The 17,842-nt window shown below is 38.6% G+C and carries 17 protein-coding genes and 3 pseudogenes; 10 read left to right on the top strand and 10 right to left on the bottom strand.

The genetic code is table 11. The features are described from left to right. Positions 1 to 342: 342 nt before the first annotated feature. From MHH71_RS09590 to rfbD, 7 genes and pseudogenes are all read left to right on the top strand, one after another. Positions 343 to 981 (top strand): annotated as a pseudogene (locus MHH71_RS09590) (glycosyltransferase family protein); the annotation flags it as partial. A gap of 21 nt (positions 982 to 1,002) precedes the next feature. Beyond that, positions 1,003 to 1,674: a class I SAM-dependent methyltransferase gene (locus MHH71_RS09585; protein WP_050774450.1), complete on the top strand. Its 672-nt coding sequence runs from the start codon at positions 1,003 to 1,005 to the stop codon at positions 1,672 to 1,674. A gap of 583 nt (positions 1,675 to 2,257) precedes the next feature. Then, complete coding sequence (locus tag MHH71_RS09580; RefSeq protein ID WP_006097336.1) at positions 2,258 to 2,926, top strand: glycosyltransferase family protein; 669 nt, start codon at positions 2,258 to 2,260, stop codon at positions 2,924 to 2,926. Between the two features lie 268 nt (positions 2,927 to 3,194). Next, positions 3,195 to 3,944, top strand: coding sequence for a sugar phosphate nucleotidyltransferase (locus MHH71_RS09575; protein WP_006097337.1), 750 nt, complete (start codon positions 3,195 to 3,197; stop codon positions 3,942 to 3,944). Continuing rightward, entirely contained in the window at positions 3,941 to 4,507 is a 567-nt protein-coding gene (rfbC, locus tag MHH71_RS09570; protein ID WP_033799448.1) for a dTDP-4-dehydrorhamnose 3,5-epimerase, read from the top strand. The genes MHH71_RS09575 and rfbC overlap by 4 nt, the downstream gene beginning before the upstream one ends. Next, on the top strand, positions 4,504 to 5,475 hold the full coding sequence (gene rfbB, locus MHH71_RS09565) for a dTDP-glucose 4,6-dehydratase (protein WP_033799449.1): 972 nt from the start codon (positions 4,504 to 4,506) through the stop codon (positions 5,473 to 5,475). Before rfbC ends, rfbB begins: the two co-directional genes overlap by 4 nt. A gap of 6 nt (positions 5,476 to 5,481) precedes the next feature. Next, positions 5,482 to 6,324, top strand: a complete 843-nt coding sequence (gene rfbD / locus MHH71_RS09560) for a dTDP-4-dehydrorhamnose reductase (protein WP_006097340.1) — start codon at positions 5,482 to 5,484, stop codon at positions 6,322 to 6,324. 104 nt (positions 6,325 to 6,428) lie between these two features. Here the strand turns inward: rfbD and MHH71_RS09555 are convergent. The 4 genes and pseudogenes from MHH71_RS09555 to MHH71_RS09545 form a co-directional block, all read right to left on the bottom strand. Further along, positions 6,429 to 7,220: pseudogene (locus MHH71_RS09555) on the bottom strand (hypothetical protein); the annotation flags it as partial. An 81-nt stretch (positions 7,221 to 7,301) separates the two neighbouring features. After that, positions 7,302 to 7,580, bottom strand: a pseudogene (locus MHH71_RS30550) (hypothetical protein); the annotation flags it as partial. A 626-nt stretch (positions 7,581 to 8,206) separates the two neighbouring features. Beyond that, entirely contained in the window at positions 8,207 to 9,025 is an 819-nt protein-coding gene (locus MHH71_RS09550) for a hypothetical protein (RefSeq protein ID WP_006097378.1), read from the bottom strand. 457 nt (positions 9,026 to 9,482) lie between these two features. Beyond that, complete coding sequence (locus MHH71_RS09545; protein WP_340723491.1) at positions 9,483 to 10,517, bottom strand: exosporium glycoprotein BclB-related protein; 1,035 nt, start codon at positions 10,515 to 10,517, stop codon at positions 9,483 to 9,485. Between the two features lie 248 nt (positions 10,518 to 10,765). On the opposite strand from MHH71_RS09545, the gene MHH71_RS09540 reads away from it, so the two are divergent. After that, a complete protein-coding gene (locus tag MHH71_RS09540) occupies positions 10,766 to 11,470 on the top strand; it encodes a CotO family spore coat protein (RefSeq protein ID WP_006093970.1) in 705 nt (234 codons plus the stop codon). 66 nt (positions 11,471 to 11,536) lie between these two features. On the opposite strand, the gene MHH71_RS09535 is transcribed toward MHH71_RS09540, so the two are convergent. Beyond that, on the bottom strand, positions 11,537 to 12,031 hold the full coding sequence (locus MHH71_RS09535) for a CotY/CotZ family spore coat protein (protein ID WP_003195957.1): 495 nt from the start codon (positions 12,029 to 12,031) through the stop codon (positions 11,537 to 11,539). Positions 12,032 to 12,232: 201 nt separating this feature from the next. Here MHH71_RS09535 and MHH71_RS09530 point away from each other — a divergent pair, with 201 nt between their 5' ends. Further along, complete coding sequence (locus tag MHH71_RS09530) at positions 12,233 to 12,592, top strand: DUF1360 domain-containing protein (RefSeq protein WP_018781130.1); 360 nt, start codon at positions 12,233 to 12,235, stop codon at positions 12,590 to 12,592. 113 nt (positions 12,593 to 12,705) lie between these two features. After that, the gene (locus tag MHH71_RS09525; protein WP_003195959.1) at positions 12,706 to 12,903 is read left to right on the top strand and encodes a hypothetical protein; all 198 of its coding nucleotides are present in this window, start codon (positions 12,706 to 12,708) and stop codon (positions 12,901 to 12,903) included. A 232-nt stretch (positions 12,904 to 13,135) separates the two neighbouring features. Here the strand turns inward: MHH71_RS09525 and MHH71_RS09520 are convergent, their stop codons facing one another. The 5 genes from MHH71_RS09520 to MHH71_RS09500 form a co-directional block, all read right to left on the bottom strand. Beyond that, on the bottom strand, positions 13,136 to 13,603 hold the full coding sequence (locus MHH71_RS09520) for a CotY/CotZ family spore coat protein (RefSeq protein WP_006093972.1): 468 nt from the start codon (positions 13,601 to 13,603) through the stop codon (positions 13,136 to 13,138). 162 nt (positions 13,604 to 13,765) lie between these two features. After that, positions 13,766 to 15,829, bottom strand: coding sequence for an ATP-dependent helicase (locus MHH71_RS09515; RefSeq protein WP_006093973.1), 2,064 nt, complete (start codon positions 15,827 to 15,829; stop codon positions 13,766 to 13,768). Between the two features lie 101 nt (positions 15,830 to 15,930). Then, complete coding sequence (locus MHH71_RS09510) at positions 15,931 to 16,353, bottom strand: GNAT family N-acetyltransferase (protein ID WP_006093974.1); 423 nt, start codon at positions 16,351 to 16,353, stop codon at positions 15,931 to 15,933. A 1-nt stretch (position 16,354) separates the two neighbouring features. Further along, positions 16,355 to 16,873 carry a YjcG family protein gene (locus MHH71_RS09505; RefSeq protein ID WP_003206263.1) on the bottom strand — a complete coding sequence of 173 codons (519 nt, stop codon included), beginning with the start codon at positions 16,871 to 16,873 and terminating at the stop codon, positions 16,355 to 16,357. 92 nt (positions 16,874 to 16,965) lie between these two features. Further along, the gene (locus MHH71_RS09500; RefSeq protein WP_006093975.1) at positions 16,966 to 17,697 is read right to left on the bottom strand and encodes an alpha/beta hydrolase; all 732 of its coding nucleotides are present in this window, start codon (positions 17,695 to 17,697) and stop codon (positions 16,966 to 16,968) included. Positions 17,698 to 17,842 lie beyond the last annotated feature (145 nt).

The following is a 17,842-nucleotide window of genomic DNA, read 5'->3' as shown; positions in this document are numbered from 1 at the left end:
TTTTTTAGAAATAGATTAGGAGAGTGTAATTAACAATCTTTTATAATCATACCTCTTTTGATACAAAAGAATATAAATAAAATGATTGTTGTTATCGTTAAGTTTCCTAACACCTCCCTTTTTCATTAACAAAAAAGGGAGGTGTTATATAAACTGAGGTTAGGGTTTTAGCAAGAGAGAAGCTGGAAATCGAAATACAGCTAGTATATAGGTTGTAGGGTTAAAGTCGGTGAGTATTTTATAATTTATTTTGTATTTCATTACTCAATGTATGGATTTATGAATTTCATGTTTAATTGTCCAGAGGATAAAATAAATTTAATTTGTTAAGGTGATGATTAAATGAATGATAAGAAAATATGTTTCATATCTTGTGTTAACGATTCTATTGAATACAGTATAGCTTTAAAACATATCAAACAATTAGAAATACCTGAGGGTTATGAAATAGAAATTGTGACCATCGAAGGAGCTCAAAGTATGACGTCCGGCTATAATCAGGGAATGAAAAAAAGCGATGCTAAATATAAAGTATATTTACATCAAGACGTTTCAATTATTAATAAAAAATTTATATTTGATATAATTGAACTATTTAGGAAAAATGCTAAATTAGGAATGATAGGAGTAATTGGTTCAAAAACAGTACCAAAAGGAGTATGGTGGGAAAGTAATCAACCTTATGGAGTGGTCTATCATACTCCAGCAGGAAAAGGACAATTGTCTTTAACCGGAAGGTATAATGTAGAAAATGAATATGAAAAGGTAAAAGCGATTGATGGATTAATTATGGCTACGCAATATGACCTTTCTTGGAGAGAAGATTTATTTCAAGGATGGCATTTCTATGACATATCTCAATGTTTTGAATTTATTAATCATGGTTATGATATAGGAGTCCCTAAGCAAGATGCACCGTGGTGCATACATGATTGCGGTATTATCAGTTATGAGGGATTTGAAAAAGAAAGACAAATATTTCTTAAAAATTATCCGGACTTAATACATCATGAATGGAAAAAAAATAATAATGTTTTAAGTGAAATAAATAATTATAATCCTACTGTGATAAGCATGTCAGCATGGGCTGGACATCTGAATTTTGGATATGATTTAGTAAGATTTATGAAGCCTAAAAAAATTGTTGAATTAGGTACACACTATGGAGCCTCGTTTTATAGTTTCTGTCAGGCTGTGAAAGACGGAGATTTATCAACTAAATGTTTTGCAGTTGATACTTGGAAAGGTGATCAACATTGTGGTTCTTATGGAGAAGATGTTTATCAAACAGTTAAAGGAGTAGTCAATAAATTCTATCCTAATATAGCGACCTTAGTTCAGAATACATTTGATGAGGCTTTAGAAATGTTTCAAGATGAAACAGTTGATATTCTTCATATTGATGGGTGTCATTCTTATGAAGCAGTTTCACATGATTTTCAAACATGGTTACCTAAAGTAGCGGATAAGGGTATTGTTTTATTTCATGATATTGCTGTGATGGATAGGGAATTTGGGGTTTATAAATTGTGGAATACTTTAAAAACCCAATATCCTTCTATTGAATTTAGACATTCATTTGGATTAGGAGTTTTATTTCCAAAGGGACATAGTGAAATTTTTAAAACTGTCTTAGAGAACAAAGAAATATTACAGCGAAATTATGAAATGTAAAGTAGAATATTTTTAATTACTGGGGCTTTCTTATATCTGATGAGAAAGCCCTTTTCCTATGATAGGTATTCTAAAACTTAGTAAATAGTTATTTTTTACATAACATGATGATGAAAAAACTTTCTTTATTTTCCGCTTTCAACTAGATTGCTTGTACGAAAGACATATATATGTAGGTAGTAAATATAATGTGTAAGGAAAATAAAAGATAGGAGTTGTTTAAAGGCATTTGGAGATCCATATGGTTATTCTGACTTAGGATAAGTTAGAGCGTAAAAAGCAGTGTGTAGCAAGTATTTTTCTTTATATAAAAGATGAAATTAAATACTTGTTTATCAAATGAAGCTAAATGATGGTTAGAACAATAGTCAGATCTAATTTCACAGTAATCAAGGTGTTGAAGTGGTTGAGGAGAATAAAAAAATACTGTTTCTAAATAATAATGTAGCTGTTACACTCTGTTTACTTTCAAAATTACATGCAGCTTTAAACAGTGATGAAAAGTACTGAAGCTGTTGCTTCGGTACAAATTATATTTTCAACTGGCTCTTAAGCGGTAAATTTAAGGAGAGTGAATTGGATAATGAGTGAAAATACATTTTTATTTGTTACTTGTGTAAATGATGATCAACTATATGAAAAATGTAAGAGGCATATACAATGTTTGTACGTTCCAGAAGCGTATACGATAGAATTCTTAGCGGTTCGTAATTCTAAGAGTATGACACAAGGATATAATCAAGCAATGCTACATGATGCCCAGTATAAAATTTATCTACATCAAGATACATTCATTATTTCCCCCTATTTTTTATTTAACGTATTATCTTTATTTCAAAATGACTCTTCATTAGGTATGTTTGGAATGATTGGATGTAAAAACATTCCTGAGAGTGGGATATGGTGGGAGGGAAAAGAGACGGTTGGGAAAGTTATTGAGGAGAGAAGGGGAGCTTTTCGCACTCTTACGTTTGATCAGTACGGGCATCGTATACCTTATATGCCCGTGCAAGCGGTAGATGGTCTGTTAATGGTTACACAATATGATTTACCTTGGCGGGAAGACTTGTTTACGGGCTACCACTTTTATGATATTTCGCAGTGTTTAGAGTTTATTAAGAAAGGATATAAAGTAGGGGTAGCAAGTCAATTAGAACCATGGTGTATACATTATTGCGGGGATGACTTTGATGCGCTTTCATATGAAGCGTATAGAAAGGTATTTATACAAGAGTATATGCCTTTTTTATAAAACCATAGATAGCAAGAGCTTAAGTGTAAGTGTGCCAATATTTCAGATGGTAAACAGGAGAGTGTATAAGTTCTTGTTGTTTAGTAGTCCCTTAACAGAAAGTAATCAACTTTAAAGCAAGGAATTAGATAAAGAGGAATATAGAAAAGCATTATGCACATATATAGGGTATGCAGAGAGTTTACAAGGTTAAATTGATAATGTATGAAAATTGAAGGGTGTAGTGTATGAACCAAAAATACAAATGGTTTGAAGGGGGAGGGATAAAATGAAAGGGATTATCCTTGCCGGTGGAACTGGATCTCGATTGTACCCGATTACAAAGGTCACAAATAAGCATTTGCTTCCCGTCGGTCGCTATCCAATGATTTATCACTCTGTATATAAGCTTCGGGAATGCGGGATTACAGATATTATTGTCATTACCGGGAAAGAACATATGGGTGATGTAGTCAGTTTTCTTGGCAGTGGAGCTGATTTTGGGGTGTCCTTCACATATCGTGTACAAGAGAAAGCGGGAGGAATTGCTGAAGCACTTGGGTTATGCGAAACGTTTGTGGGAAATGGGAAGATGATTGTCGTTCTAGGTGATAATGTTTTTTCTGACAGCTTGAAACCGTATGTAGAAAATTACAGAAAGCAAGGGGCAGGAGCCAGAATTTTATTAAAAGAAGTAGATGACCCGCGTCGTTTTGGGGTTCCTCATATTCAAGATGGTAAGATTGTATGCATTGAAGAAAAACCGGCTTCTCCAAAGAGCAACTATGCTGTAATCGGAATTTATATGTACGATAACAGTGTGTTTTCGATGATCAGTCAGTTAAAACCCTCTGATCGAGGAGAATTGGAAGTAACAGATATTAATAATGAGTATTTGGCAAGAGGAGTACTTACCTACGATACGCTGAAAGGATGGTGGACGGATGCCGGAACGCACCCTTCACTGCATAAAGCGAATACATTAGCGCAACATGTAGATTTTGGTGATGAGTTTAATGGAGGGGGAGGGAAGAGTTGAAGACGATTCCTGCATCTCTTTCTGATGTTAAGTTCATTGAGCCGAGTGTGTTTCATGATGCGCGCGGGTATTTTAAGGAAAGTTATAATGAAAAGGTGCTGAGGCATCTCGGTATTCACCACAAATTTGTACAGGACAATACATCGTATTCAAAGGAAGCGGGTGTGATAAGAGGGCTGCATTTTCAGCTAGAACCAAGAGCTCAAACAAAGCTCGTACAGGTTATACAAGGTGCGATTTTCGATGTTATTGTGGATTTGAGGAAGGGATCCCCAACCTATAAGAAATGGCAATCATTTTTGCTAACGGGTGATAATCATCGACTGTTACTTGTACCAAAGGGATTTGCACATGGTTTTTGTACACTCGTTCCTCACACAATTGTACATTATAAAGTAGATGAATTTTACGACGCGTCATGTGATAGTGGAATCGCATGGAATGATGAAGAATTTGCTATTTCATGGCCCGTAAGTAACCCGGTTTTATCAGAAAAAGATGGCATGTTGCCTAAGTTCAACGAAACCACTCATTACTTTCAATTTAAGGAGATATCGACATGAATGTACTAGTCACAGGAGGAGCAGGATTTATCGGTAGTAACTTTGTCCGTTATTTTCTCAAGAAGTATCCTGATTGCCATGTTATTAATTATGATTTGTTAACATACGCTGGCAATTTATCTAGTATCAAGGATATAGAGCCTCATAGTAATTATACCTTTATACAAGGGGATATAAGAGATGCTAAGAAAATTCAAGCTGTAATGCAAGATTACAAAATTGATAGTATCGTGCACTTTGCAGCGGAATCGCACGTAGACAGAAGTATACAAGGTCCTATGCAATTTTATACGACAAACATAGTAGGAACAGCTGTATTATTGGAAGCTGCTAAAACTTTCGGTATTCAGCGATTCCTTCACATTTCAACAGACGAAGTGTACGGCTCTTTAGGAGAAACTGGTCATTTTACGGAAGAGACTCCTATCTCACCAAATAGCCCTTATTCTGCTAGTAAAGCCAGCTCGGATTTAATTGCTCTTTCTTATTTCGAAACGTACAAACTTCCTGTAATTGTTACACGCTGCTCTAACAATTACGGTCCATATCAATATCCAGAGAAACTCATTCCGCTTATGATTACAAATGCAATGGAAGATAAGGAACTTCCTGTATATGGGAGGGGACAAAACGTGCGGGATTGGCTTCATGTATTCGATCATTGCACGGCAATTGATTTAGTTCTGCATAATGGAAGGGACGGAGAAATATACAATGTTGGAGGTAATAATGAAAAGAGAAACATAGAGATTGTGGAAATGATTTTAGAAAAGCTCGGAAAATCAAAGAATATGATATCCTTCGTTCCAGACCGCCTTGGTCATGACTGGCGGTACGCAATCGATTCGTCTAAGTTACAGAGAGAACTGGGATGGAAACCGGTATACTCCTTTACAAAAGGCTTAGAGGATACAATAGAATGGTATAGGAAGAATGAACAATGGTGGAAGCCATTAAAGAGTAGGTGAGATAAAGTGAAAGTACTTGTTACAGGAGCAGGAGGTCAGCTTGGTAAAGAATTTATTGCTTATTTTACAGAAAAAGGGGATACACTCTATAGTTTTACAAGAAAAGAATTAGATGTTACAGATGCTACGTCACTTAATCCTATCATGAAAAGCCTAAAACCAGATCTTGTCCTTCACTGCGCTGCGTATACAAAAGTAGATGCTGCTGAAGAAAATTGGAAAGAAGCATATGCTGTAAATGCATTGGGGACAAGAAACATAGCGGTAGCTTCGGAAGCAATAGGAGCGAAACTTGTTTATTTTAGTACGGATTATGTATTTGATGGAATGCATGCGCGTGATTACCACGAATTTGATCAAACAAATCCTCTCAATGTATATGGTGCTTCTAAGCTAGCAGGGGAAGAAGCAGTAAGAAACTTTCACAGTCGGTACTTTATTATGAGAACATCATGGTTGTATGGCGGGGAAGGTCCAAATTTTGTACGGACAATGCAGACGTTGGCTCAGACAAAAAAGGAGCTACGCGTTGTGTGTGATCAAATTGGGTGTCCTACTTATACAAAAGATTTAGTATGTAAAACCGGCGAAATGATACAAACGAATCAGTATGGAACCTACCATGTGTCAAATCGGGGGGAATGTTCTTGGTTTGAGTTTGCTACTCGTATTTTTCAGGAAATGAGGGTCAACGTTAAGGTCATCCCTGTGAAAACGGAAGAATATAGGGCGAAAGCAGAAAGACCACGCTATTCAGTTTTACAGCACCTGTGCCTAGAACTGAATGGTTTTACTTCTATGAGACAATGGGAGGAAGCGCTGAGAGAATATATAATAGAAACTTTGTAATGACAAGTGAAAAAGCATTCAGATACAAAACAGGCTGTGGAGAAGATTTTCTCCACAGCCTGTAAATCGTAGCTCCATTAAGGAGCTGCGATTTTGTTAATTAATTAGACGAAATTCTGCACACAACCATCACAACCTCCGCCAGTAGGTTGGAATACGACGTTGTCAATAAAGGCCGTTCCTCCATTTCCATTGTCGACAAAGATGTTTTGGAAAGTAATACATGCTACTGTCGCATTGTCAGGCACACATACAACGAGAGTGTAAGGTTGGAAGGAACTCTGACCTTGATGACCTTGTAGGACAATGTGTGGGAAATTATGTGAAACAATATCCGCAGGGCTAGGAGGACATTGCGTTGCCGGTAGCACTTGTGGGAAAGAAACGGATGCTACAGGTATCGCCCCATCCCTTACATCAGCGGCAAAGGAAAGCGTATAGCAACAACCTGGATCAACATCGACAGCCTGGCTGACACTTGTGAAGACAACTGCGTTTGTTGGAGTTGGTGGAAGCTCTAGGGCTACGATGCGTGTTGTTGCTGCTGGGTCGGATGGACCGGTTTGGCCTGTAACCAAAATACCGCTGTGGGTGTTTTGCTGCTGGTTGTTTAAAGTTGCTCCATCCGTCGGGTTCCAACCTGTAGCAAATGCTCCAGTTGTACCATCAAATCCAGGATCGTGGAGTAGGTTGTTACATGGACAGCAACCTGGTCCAGTAGGTCCAGTAGGTCCAGTAGGTCCAGTCGGTCCAGTCGGTCCAGTAGGCCCAGTAGGTCCAGTAGGCCCAGTCGGTCCAGTCGGTCCAGTAGGCCCAGTCGGTCCAGTCGGTCCAGTAGGCCCAGTCGGTCCAGTAGGCCCAGTAGGCCCAGTCGGTCCAGTCGGTCCAGTAGGCCCAGTCGGTCCAGTCGGTCCAGTAGGCCCAGTCGGTCCAGTAGGCCCAGTAGGCCCAGTCGGTCCAGTCGGTCCAGTAGGCCCAGTCGGTCCAGTCGGTCCAGTCGGTCCAGTAGGCCCAGTCGGTCCAGTCGGTCCAGTCGGTCCAGTAGGCCCAGTCGGTCCAGTCGGCCCAGTAGGCCCAGTCGGTCCAGTAGGCCCAGTCGGTCCAGTAGGCCCAGTAGGCCCAGTAGGCCCAGTCGGTCCAGTCGGTCCAGTAGGCCCAGTAGGCCCAGTCGGTCCAGCAGGTCCAGTCGGTCCGGGTTGAGGTAAAGGAAATAAACAATTAAGCGGTATGCAGTTATGTTTATTAAACCTATCCAAGTTAGTTCCTCCTCATCTTTTGTATAAAATTTATTAATAAATGGTGACAACAATACAGTGTATGAATGGTAAAAAATAATGGCACCAGGTATTTACTCTAAAAGGTGTAAATGAGTACAGTATTTTAAAGTGAGATTTCCAAATTATTTGAGAGTCTGTTCTATATTGTGCTATTGGAGTTAGTTTTGGGATTTTATTGTTATGCACAATATTTTCTGATAACGTAAAATAGTTTATGTAAATGAGCTTTCTCTTGTAAACAGAAAAAAGATAAGAAATTCTCAGATTTGTGAAAGAACTAAAAAAGAAGTATTCTACCTTTAGGAATGATAGTATGCTGATATTTTTTAAGAAATAGGAACTAGTGTTACGGTTCTTCCTGTGAAAACAGAATAATATGGAGTGAAAGTAGAAAGGTCATACTATTCGGTGTTACAGCACCTGTGCCTAAAACTGAGTGGTTTTGCTCCTATGAGGAAATGGGAAGAAGCGCTGAGAGAATATGTAATAGAAACTTCGTAATGAAAGATGAAAAAGCATTCAGATACAAAGCAGGCTGTGGAGAAGACTTTCTCCACAGCCTGGAAATAGCAGTTTCACTAAGAAGCTACCATTTCGTCAATCAATTAGAAATTCTGCACGCATGAATTTGGGTCACAACCTCCACCGGTAGGCTGGAATACGACGTTGTCAATAAAGGCCGTTCCCCCACTTCCTTGGCTAGGTAAAATGTTTTGGAAAGAAATACACGCTCTTGTCGCACCGGCAGGCACACATACAACGAGAGTATAATGAGAGAAAGTAGATTGAGGATGATGATTATTTGGTACAATATTTGGGATACCCAGATCAACAATGTTCGCAGGAGAAGGCGGAGTCACACAGTCAAAGTTTTGGCTAAAAGCTACAGATGCTACGAGCAGTGCGTTAGCCCTTGAACTAGCAGCAAAGGAAAGTGTATAGCAACAACCTGGATCAACATGAACAGATTGGGTGATAAATGCACCGGGTTCAATTGCTACAGCCTGGATGCGAGCTCCGGTTGGACTTGTCAAAACACCGCTGTGTGAGTTGTTGTCTGGCTGAGTTCCTGTATCTACTACTGTGGCTCCAGTCGCTGAAGAGTTCCAATCTATAACACCACCTGTAGCTCCATCATCAAATCCAGGGTTGTTGAGCAGGTTGGTACATGGACAGCATCCTGGTCCAGTAGGTCCAGTCGGTCCAGTAGGTCCAGTCGGTCCGGTCGGTCCAGTCGGTCCAGTATTACCTGTTCCAGCTTGCCCAGTCGGCCCCGTAGGTCCAGTCGGCCCCGTAGGTCCAGTATTACCTGTTCCAGCAGGCCCGGTCGGTCCAGTCGGTCCAGCAGGCCCCGTCGGCCCAGGTTGAGGTAAAGGGAATAAACAATTTAGTGGTATGCAATTATGTTCATGAAACCTATCCAAATTAATTCCTCCTAATCTTTTGTATGAAATTTAATAAAAATATAAACATCCATACATTGTATGAATGATAGAAGATAATGGTACTGGGTACTTTCTACGAAATAGGGGCGCTTTAAAAAAAATCATGTCTTAATCCGAAATAGTTCTAAATTACTTTGTTTTCTTGTGAGGTGACTAAATTTGATTGTTTCACAAGAATTACACATGTACTTTAGGGATATTGGGATCTTCGTAGCCTCTTGATTGTTTTAATCATAGCCACAGACAGCGATAAGAGAAAAGATAAAGAAAAAAGCAAGAATCCGATTGAATATCGAATTCTTGCTATCTAAAAAGACATCTCTTTTTTCATACCTACCCGCTAAGTCAATAGTTCAATCTTTACTGGATTAGCATCTCTCTCTTTTGTCGAAAAGGTGTAACGATGTCTTTTGATTTTGTTGGTGAGATGATTAAATTAAAGAATTGAAATGCCAGCACTTGCGTTGCCTGAAAGAACAGAAGCAACAGAACCAGTACCGCCTAATAAAGAAAAGACCATTAGCAAACGATCTCCTGGATTTACCTGTAAATTTATTCCAGTTGCATTGCCATCAGCATTTAAGAAACCTACAATTCCTACGATGGGTGGAGCTAATGTCACCAAAGGCCCGAATGGAGTAAATACGTTGGTGTTATTGTTGACAGCGAGATTGATATATAATTGTGCTCGAACGGTTGCAGTACTAGCCACAGAAAACCCTGTCGCGGTGTAGTTGGCAAATATTGAATCAAGAATTCCAACACGAGGTACGGTAAATGCTTCATTTTCTAAGCCCAACAAGTTTATATTAGCACCTAATACGACCGCGCCAGGAGTAGCAGTTCCAAATCCAATGAAACTCGGAATACCAATTAACCCAGGGCCAATAACAGTCATGTTAGCTGGCGTCAGTCCAGATGAAAATGCAACTATAGCACCACCACCACCACCAGTAGGCCCAGTCGGTCCAGTAGGCCCAGTCGGTCCAGTAGGCCCAGTCGGTCCAGTAGGCCCAGTCGGTCCAGTAGGCCCAGTCGGTCCAGTAGGCCCAGTCGGTCCAGTAGGCCCAGTCGGTCCAGTAGGCCCAGTCGGTCCAGTAGGCCCAGTCGGTCCAGTAGGCCCAGTCGGTCCAGTAGGCCCAGTCGGTCCAGTAGGCCCAGTCGGTCCAGTAGGCCCAGTCGGTCCAGTAGGCCCAGTCGGTCCAGTAGGCCCAGTCGGTCCAGTAGGCCCAGTCGGTCCAGTAGGCCCAGTCGGTCCAGTAGGCCCAGTCGGCCCAGCGCCAGTCCCAGCCGGCCCAGTCGGTCCAGTAGGCCCAGTCGGTCCAGTCGGTCCAGTCGGTCCAGTAGGCCCAGCGCCAGTCCCAGCCGGTCCAGTCGGTCCAGTAGGCCCAGTCGGTCCAGTCGGTCCGGGTTCAGGTAAAGGAAATAAACAATTAAGCGGTATGCAGTTATGTTTATTAAACCTATTCAAATTAATTCCTCCTAATTTTTTTGATAAAAATAATTTAAAATGTCTAACTTGTATATATTGTATGAAAGGTGGAAAATGATGGTACTGGGTAGCTCTAAAAATAGGGCGCTTTTTTTTTATCAAAACTTAGCTTAAAATATCTTTATGTAAAATGATGTAGATTCCGTATTGTTTATAAATTTAAAAGCAAGTTCTTCACTTTTGGGAATATACTTTGAAGAGAAGTGTTGTTGACAGGAGGGAGAACCTTGACTAAAAAACAAACTGAGGAGATAAAAAACCAGCCGCTTCTTTATACGGCGGAACCTAATTTGGAGAAAGGTAAGTTAAGTATACAACAAACGTTTATTATTAAATTGAATCACAGCGTTTCTGAACAAAAGGAGAACATGCAAAATGTTGTGAAAGAAGACGAAGTAGAACAGTTGATTCAAGAAGAAACTGTTACATCGGATGAAGAGGTAGATCAACAAGTAAGCTCAGATATTGCAGAAAGTATTGAGTTAGCGGAAGTAGCAGAAGTGGAAGAAGTGGAAGAAGTGGAAGAAGTAGAAGAAGTGGAAGAAGTGGAAGAAGTGGCGGAAGTGGAAGAAGTGGAAGAAGTAACAGAAGTAACAAATGTGGCAGAGGGACTAGAAGAAGCTGAAAAATTAACAGAAGTGATAGATGAGGAAGCGGAAGAAAAAAAGGATGGGAAATCTCAAGTTTTTTTTAAGGATTTGACGAGAAAATCGTTTAAAGATATGAACAATGAAGAGAAAATATATTTTTTTATGCATAGACCGCATTACATTCCAAATGTAAAATGCCGTGTCATAGCAGAGAAGGATATATACGTAGGATTTATTACCAATTACGAAGATGGTTATGTATCTATTAATTCACCACAAACATTTGAAACATTTCATGTGAAGTTTGAAGAGATTGTATCGATTCAAATTATGGGGATATAGAAAAGGTGGTAGTAATACCTACCACCTCATAGTTTTTTAGTTTTACAAATTGTTCTAATCAAGCGATTATACGCCTGGAACATTTACATCACGTAAACATTGAATAGCACAGAAACAATTTAAATCAACTGTGATGGATAAATTTGTAGAGATTAATTGTGGTATTGTTTGTTTTAAAAACGCACAAACAATATCCTCAGGTGTTTGGGACGTTTCTCGTGTAAGTGTAGGTGGAACTAATATCCGTAATACGGCACAGCAATCATCTACACTCTCTACGCGGAAAATAGGAGAACGTGCACAGATATCATCATTTGGTGTTGTAGGATCATTTTCTAGGAAGAATACTGAAGAAAAAAGTTCGCCTTCTGTAGTATATAACAAAAAAGGGCGAGTGTTTGCGAATTTAGCACCTTGATTTGCTCCTAAAAATGGAGCGTCACAGCCTGTCGGGCAAGCGGAAGAAGCACAATCTTGTAATTCATCGATAAATTTTACCACGTCACATACGCAGTTTGAGCGGTGATGGTGATGATCATGTCTTTCATCTTTACAACTCATGAATTTCACTCCTTATATTTAGTTTTCATTTACACTATTAGAGTATTGAAATAGGAGCAAATCGGTTACGGTTCATAGGATGTTTTTTTTTCAAGGATAAGCCTTTATTTGTCCTCATTTAAAGGAGAGTAAAATCTTCCGTTTGTTGGATACTGCGATATGCTTTATGTTTCGGTAAATGGAAATAAGGAGATGGGAAGAATGTTCTTCAATAGTTGGTTTTTATTCTTTATTTTTTCGTTAGCTGTGTTTCGGTTTACGCGTCTCATTGTATACGATAAAATTACCAGCTTTATACGCTCTCCTTTTATTGAAGAAGTACAAATTCAAGAACACGATGGAACTATGTCTACATATATGAAAGTGAAGGGGACTGGAATTCAAAAATGGATTGGTGAATTGTTAAGTTGTTATTGGTGTACAGGTGTATGGATTAGTGCATTTTTACTTCTCTTTTATCATTGGATTCCTAAAGTTGCAGAACCTGTATTAGCGTTGTTGGCACTCGCAGGGGCAGCAGCTATTATTGAAACGATAATTGGGAGATTTGTTGAAGAATAGGGATTTTTAACTGATGATTAGTCGGAAAATCGGACTTTAATAACATAAAAATAGGTGAACAGAAAGGAAAGGCTGTTCATATAGTGAATAGATAGAATTGCACAGCAGAGGAGATGTTTGTTATGGAAGATAACCTGCAACCAAATCCATATGATATGCAACAATGGCAGCAAATGCAACAACAGTTACAGGAAGAGCAAGCGCAGCAACAACAGCAAGCGCAGCAATTACAGCAACAAGGCTTCGTAAAGAAAAAGGGTTGTAATTGTGGTAAGAAAAAGAACATTTCTAATCAACAAAATCAAGGTTGAAAAAACACTCATGTTATCGTGAGTGTTTTTGTTTTGTATGAAAATATATGAAAAGGAATTTTTGTAATAAGACAATGAAGCTATATTGCATCGGAGAGTTATATACCTTTAAAGCAGGGCATATAGCGAAGGGTTAATTTTGCGGACATATTGAGATACTATGGTGAAGAATCGGGAAGTTAATGGACAAGAAAAATTATATGTTAAAAGGTTATACTATGCTGTTATATATTCAGCAGTTTGTAACAAATGCATCACGTAAACATTGAATACCACAAAAGCAATGCAAATCAACCGTGACACAAGAAGAGGTTGCACGTAATTTAGCATGCGGGATCGTTAAGTAAGTACAGACGGAATTTGGGCTCTTGTCAGGTTCTTTACCTATAATAACGATTAATGCCCGAAGTACAGCGCAGCAATTTTCATCTACACTTTCTACACGGAAAATAGGAGAGTGGCAATTTTTATTTGCAGAAGGAACATATGCTTCAAATGGGTCTCCTGATTTTGTGAATAAAATAAATGGACGTGTGTTTGCTGCTTTTGCTGTATATTGCGGACGGAGGAATGGAGCATTATATTGTGATAAATAAGCAGTGGATGCACATTCTTGTAATTCATATATGAATTTGACGATATTACATACACAACTTTCATCAAAGTATGTATCATGCTCGTCGCTAGAATTACAGGTCATATTGTTCACTTCCCTATCCTCAAGTTTTTACTATTAGAATATGAGTCGAGAAGAGTTGATATTACGGGGGACAAAGGTGAGGTCTAGGAGATTTTTATAAATTGTGTTGGACAATAAGCAGATATTACTTGAGAAAGATATGAAAAAATCCAGCACCACATGTTAAGGTGTTGGATTTTTTGGTAAGTCTTTCCGGGCAATATATAAAAATCTCGATACATCTAATTTTTTTCCTCTAAAAAATTGCGGGGAGGAAATGTAAAGTTCTTCTTTTGCGCGCGTGATGGCGACGTACATGAGCCGTCTCTCTTCTTCTAACGCTTCAGATGTGTCAGTTACGCGGTCATTTGCATCTTTTAAAGAAGACGAATGAGGCAGTATGCCATCGCTTGCTCCGAGTAAAAAGACACACGGGAATTCCAGTCCTTTTGCATTGTGAATGGACATAAGAGATACGGCATCTTTTTGTTGCATTGTTTTTAATGCTTCCATTTCTTTTTGGCTTTGAATAGCTGCACTAATAAATTCTAAGTAAGCAGGAATATCAGTAAAACGAGTTGCTGATTCCATAAGTTCCTCAAGCATTTCTTCTTGGATGTCTTTATGCATCGTAAAGGAAGAACGGTCATTACTTTGTAAGTACTCTAAGTATTTCCCTTTACCTTTAATAATTTCTTTTAGTGCTTTCTTTGGTTCTAATTCTTTAATGAATTTAATGAAGTCAATTCGGTCGTTTATTTTTTTGACTTGGAATGGTTTTAAACTCGGGTTCAGCAATAGAAAATGCAGGAGGGAAGGGAATCTTCCTTCGCCGTATTTCCACTGTTCACGTTCAATAAATGAAATGCATTCATCACGGCCGATATACATCGTCGGCAATATGCTTGAGAGCGATTCGATTCGAAACGGTTCATATGCGAGACGTAGCTGATCGAGTACGGGCTTAATTAAAGAATGCTCATAGAACGATTGGCTTGCACCGTGTTTGATAAACGGAACTTTATGAATCGTTAGTTGGTCGAGTAAAGAACGACTGACAGAGTGCGTACGATACAATAAACAAAAGTCTTTGTATTCTCGTTCGCCGCTCGCTACTTTATCTTGAATGAGTTGCAGGATTTGATTTGCCTCATCAAGAGTAGTTGCAGGACGTGCGTAAAATGGCTGTATACCTTCTTCATGAACGGAATATAATTCTTTTTTAAAGCGTTCTTGATTGAGTTTAATTACTTCGTTTCCAAGCCCCACTATAAAAGGATTAGAACGATAATTTGTATTTAACGCAATAATGGTTGTATCATCAAATTCTTTTGGAAAGGATAAGATAATTTGATGGCTTGCACCGCGCCAGCCATATATAGCTTGATCGTCATCTCCCGCGATAAATAAATTATTTCGCGGTGAAGCTAACAGTTTTACAATCTCATATTGCGCATACGACGTATCTTGAAATTCATCGACTTCAATGTAATGGAATCTATTTTGTAATTGTGTTAATAAAGGTGCGTTATTTTCAAGCATATAGAATGTTTCTAGTAAGATATCGTCAAAGTCTATATATCCATATCTTTGTTTTACATCTTCATAACGTTCATACACTTCACGAAATTCTTGTTCAACGGGTGTTTTTGCTTGGACATTTTTTGGACGATTTAATTTGTTTTTTTCGAGTGAAATCATTGCGAGCATCGTTTCAGCGTCATAATCGTCTTTTAAGCGCAATTCTTTTAAGATTTTTTTTATCATAATTTGTTTATGTTTTTCATTTGCTAAGATCTGCTGGTTGTATCCTTGACTGCGAAGTAATTTTAAAAAGACGGAATGGAATGTACCTGCGACAACATAGCGGCTTGCAGCATGGTTCATACCAGGTAAGTTTGCTACACGGCTTCGAATTTCTTCAGCAGCTTTTTGTGTAAACGTAAGCAGTAAAATGTTGCGTGGATGAACATTTTTTACATTAATTAAATAGCCAACGCGAGTTGTTAAAACAGATGTTTTCCCGCTCCCAGCTCCAGCTAATGTAAGAACGGGACCTTCTGTCGTTCTGACTGCTTCTAATTGTTTTTCATTTAAATAGACGCCTTGCTGTTCCAAAGCACGGAAATAAGCAGCATCCGCATCCTTTTCCATAATTAAATGGGAAGAGGTTTTTGGAATATGATATGTTGCTTGCGGAACGTCAGCGTGTGTTAATGATTTTTGTGAAAATTTTTCTTGAGTCATATATTCACCTTCAAAACTATAGCATCAACTTTTAACTTTAGCGGAAGAAAAAGAAAATAGCAATGTAAAAAACAGGAGGGGGTTACCTCCTGTTTAGAAAATCATAATTCTTTTATCATAACAACATGCGGGATATCGGCTTCCATAAATACATCAGAAACGGTTTGATATCCGAGTTTCTTATAAAAGGATTCAGCCTGTGTTTGGGCATGGAGTTTCAATTTTGGTAGCGACTCTTCCTTCGCATATGCTTCGAGCGCGTCCATAATGATTTTTCCGATTCCTTTTTTGCGATGGGAAGCGAGAACGCATATCCGTTCCATTTTCCCGATGCTATCAACAATGCGAAAGCGACCTGCCCCAACTGGAATATCCTCATCATATATAACGATGTGTTTAGAAGTTTCTTCAAATTCATCGTATTCTTCTTCAGCAGACACATGTTGTTCTTCAACAAAGACTTGTTTACGTACAGAGAATGCGTCTCTTAGCTGTTCGTCTGTTTGTACGATTTGTGCTTGCAAATTAGTTGTTCCCCTTTCCAATATGGAATGTTTCATATACTGTCCATGTTTCATTTTCTAATTGATATAGAAGGTGGAAACGGTCGATTGGTTGCTCGTAATAAAAGTCTTTCATACGTAAGCGGCCTAGTACATCAGCATGCTCTGCATCTGATAAGTGTTGTCCAATTGTTAAGTGTGGTACAAAAGCGTACTCGCGTTCTTGCGTGAAGAATCCTTTATGCATTTCTTCGTTTAAGAATGTGAGTTCAGGTGTTTTATCTACTTTGAAATAAATAACATTATTAACAGGTGCAAATGAGCTTACCTTTCCAACATGAAGGGTAAACGGATTTGTTTTGTTTGCAATTGCATGTAGTTCTTGTACAATCGCTTCTAATTGTTCATCTGGTGCCTCAAAGGGTGTTTTTAATGTGATATGTGGTGGAACCAATGCATAATGCGGATCGTAACGCTTACGCAATCCGTTTGCTTTATCTTGAATCATTTTTGATGGAAAAATTACAATGCCTAGTTTCATCTTTATATTCCTCCCTTTGTAAGTCTAGTTAGATTTCGAGAAAATAAATCTCTTTTTCTATTATATCAAATAATTCTGAACACTGCTTCCTATTATTTCATTGATAGAATATAAGAAAATGCTTTCGGTAAATCATTTTGCCAATATTTCCACGTATGATTGCCTTCAAATTCTTCGTAATGTGTGATGAAGTTTCTTTCTGTAAGTAATGCATGCAGCTCGCGATTTGGCTCTACAAAATCAGAAACTTGTCCATCCGTTCTTTTTACAGCGGTTTCTTCCGTCCCAATTACATGATAAATTTCCAATGCGTGTGGTTCTGTAAAATCTTTTGCAAGACTAAGTACTGTTTCATCGACAAATGGGGATTGCATAACGACTTTACCGAATGTATGCGGATACATAAGTGCTGTCATAAAGGACACTGTACCACCAAGGGAATCACCGATTAATACACGACCTTTTCCCATTTGATAGGTTGGATAATTTTCATCAATATATGGAACGAGTTCATGCGCAAGGAAACGAATGTATGCGCTATTTTTTACATCGTTTGGAAAGTATTTTTCTTTACGATCGTGAACATTTTTATATGGAATACCGACAATAATTGTTCGGTCAATTTCTTCATTTTCACGAAGACGTTCAATTACGCGGTGCGCTTTACCAAGCTGAAAATAATCTCTCCCGTCCTGTGCAATTACAACGGTGTGTTTGTGCAGCGGCGTGTAATTAGCTGGTAAATAGACGAGAAGTGTAATCTCTTCTTGAAGTGATGTACTGTAAAATGAAAGTTCTTCTATTCTCCCTGTTGCTTGATTCATATATGATCCCCCTAAATAAAAATATGCTGTAGTTGCCCTGTGAGGGTAGCGCAGGTAGTGAAGATGTAAGGATGCATCTACTACTGTGCTTCTCATTTTCTATTTTACCATAATGGTAAGAAGAATCTAAAAAATTAGTATTTAT

Origin of the sequence: Bacillus sp. FSL H8-0534 (assembly GCF_038005885.1) — a bacterium.
GTDB lineage: Bacteria > Bacillota > Bacilli > Bacillales > Bacillaceae_G > Bacillus_A > Bacillus_A pseudomycoides.
Note: the sequence above shows the minus strand (reverse complement) of the source record. Positions and strands in the feature narration are given on the sequence as shown.

Bases quoted from the DNA above. Each gene is read 5' to 3' on its own strand.
- MHH71_RS09580 (WP_006097336.1), top strand. From the start codon at position 2,258: ATGAGTGAAAATACATTTTTATTTGTTACTTGTGTAAATGATGATCAA.
- MHH71_RS09575 (WP_006097337.1), top strand. From the start codon at position 3,195: ATGAAAGGGATTATCCTTGCCGGTGGAACTGGATCTCGATTGTACCCG.
- rfbB (WP_033799449.1), top strand. From the start codon at position 4,504: ATGAATGTACTAGTCACAGGAGGAGCAGGATTTATCGGTAGTAACTTT.
- MHH71_RS09535 (WP_003195957.1), bottom strand. From the start codon at position 12,031: ATGAGTTGTAAAGATGAAAGACATGATCATCACCATCACCGCTCAAAC.
- MHH71_RS09530 (WP_018781130.1), top strand. From the start codon at position 12,233: ATGTTCTTCAATAGTTGGTTTTTATTCTTTATTTTTTCGTTAGCTGTG.
- MHH71_RS09525 (WP_003195959.1), top strand. From the start codon at position 12,706: ATGTTTGTTATGGAAGATAACCTGCAACCAAATCCATATGATATGCAA.
- MHH71_RS09520 (WP_006093972.1), bottom strand. From the start codon at position 13,603: ATGACCTGTAATTCTAGCGACGAGCATGATACATACTTTGATGAAAGT.
- MHH71_RS09515 (WP_006093973.1), bottom strand. From the start codon at position 15,829: ATGACTCAAGAAAAATTTTCACAAAAATCATTAACACACGCTGACGTT.
- MHH71_RS09505 (WP_003206263.1), bottom strand. From the start codon at position 16,873: ATGAAACTAGGCATTGTAATTTTTCCATCAAAAATGATTCAAGATAAA.
- MHH71_RS09500 (WP_006093975.1), bottom strand. From the start codon at position 17,697: ATGAATCAAGCAACAGGGAGAATAGAAGAACTTTCATTTTACAGTACA.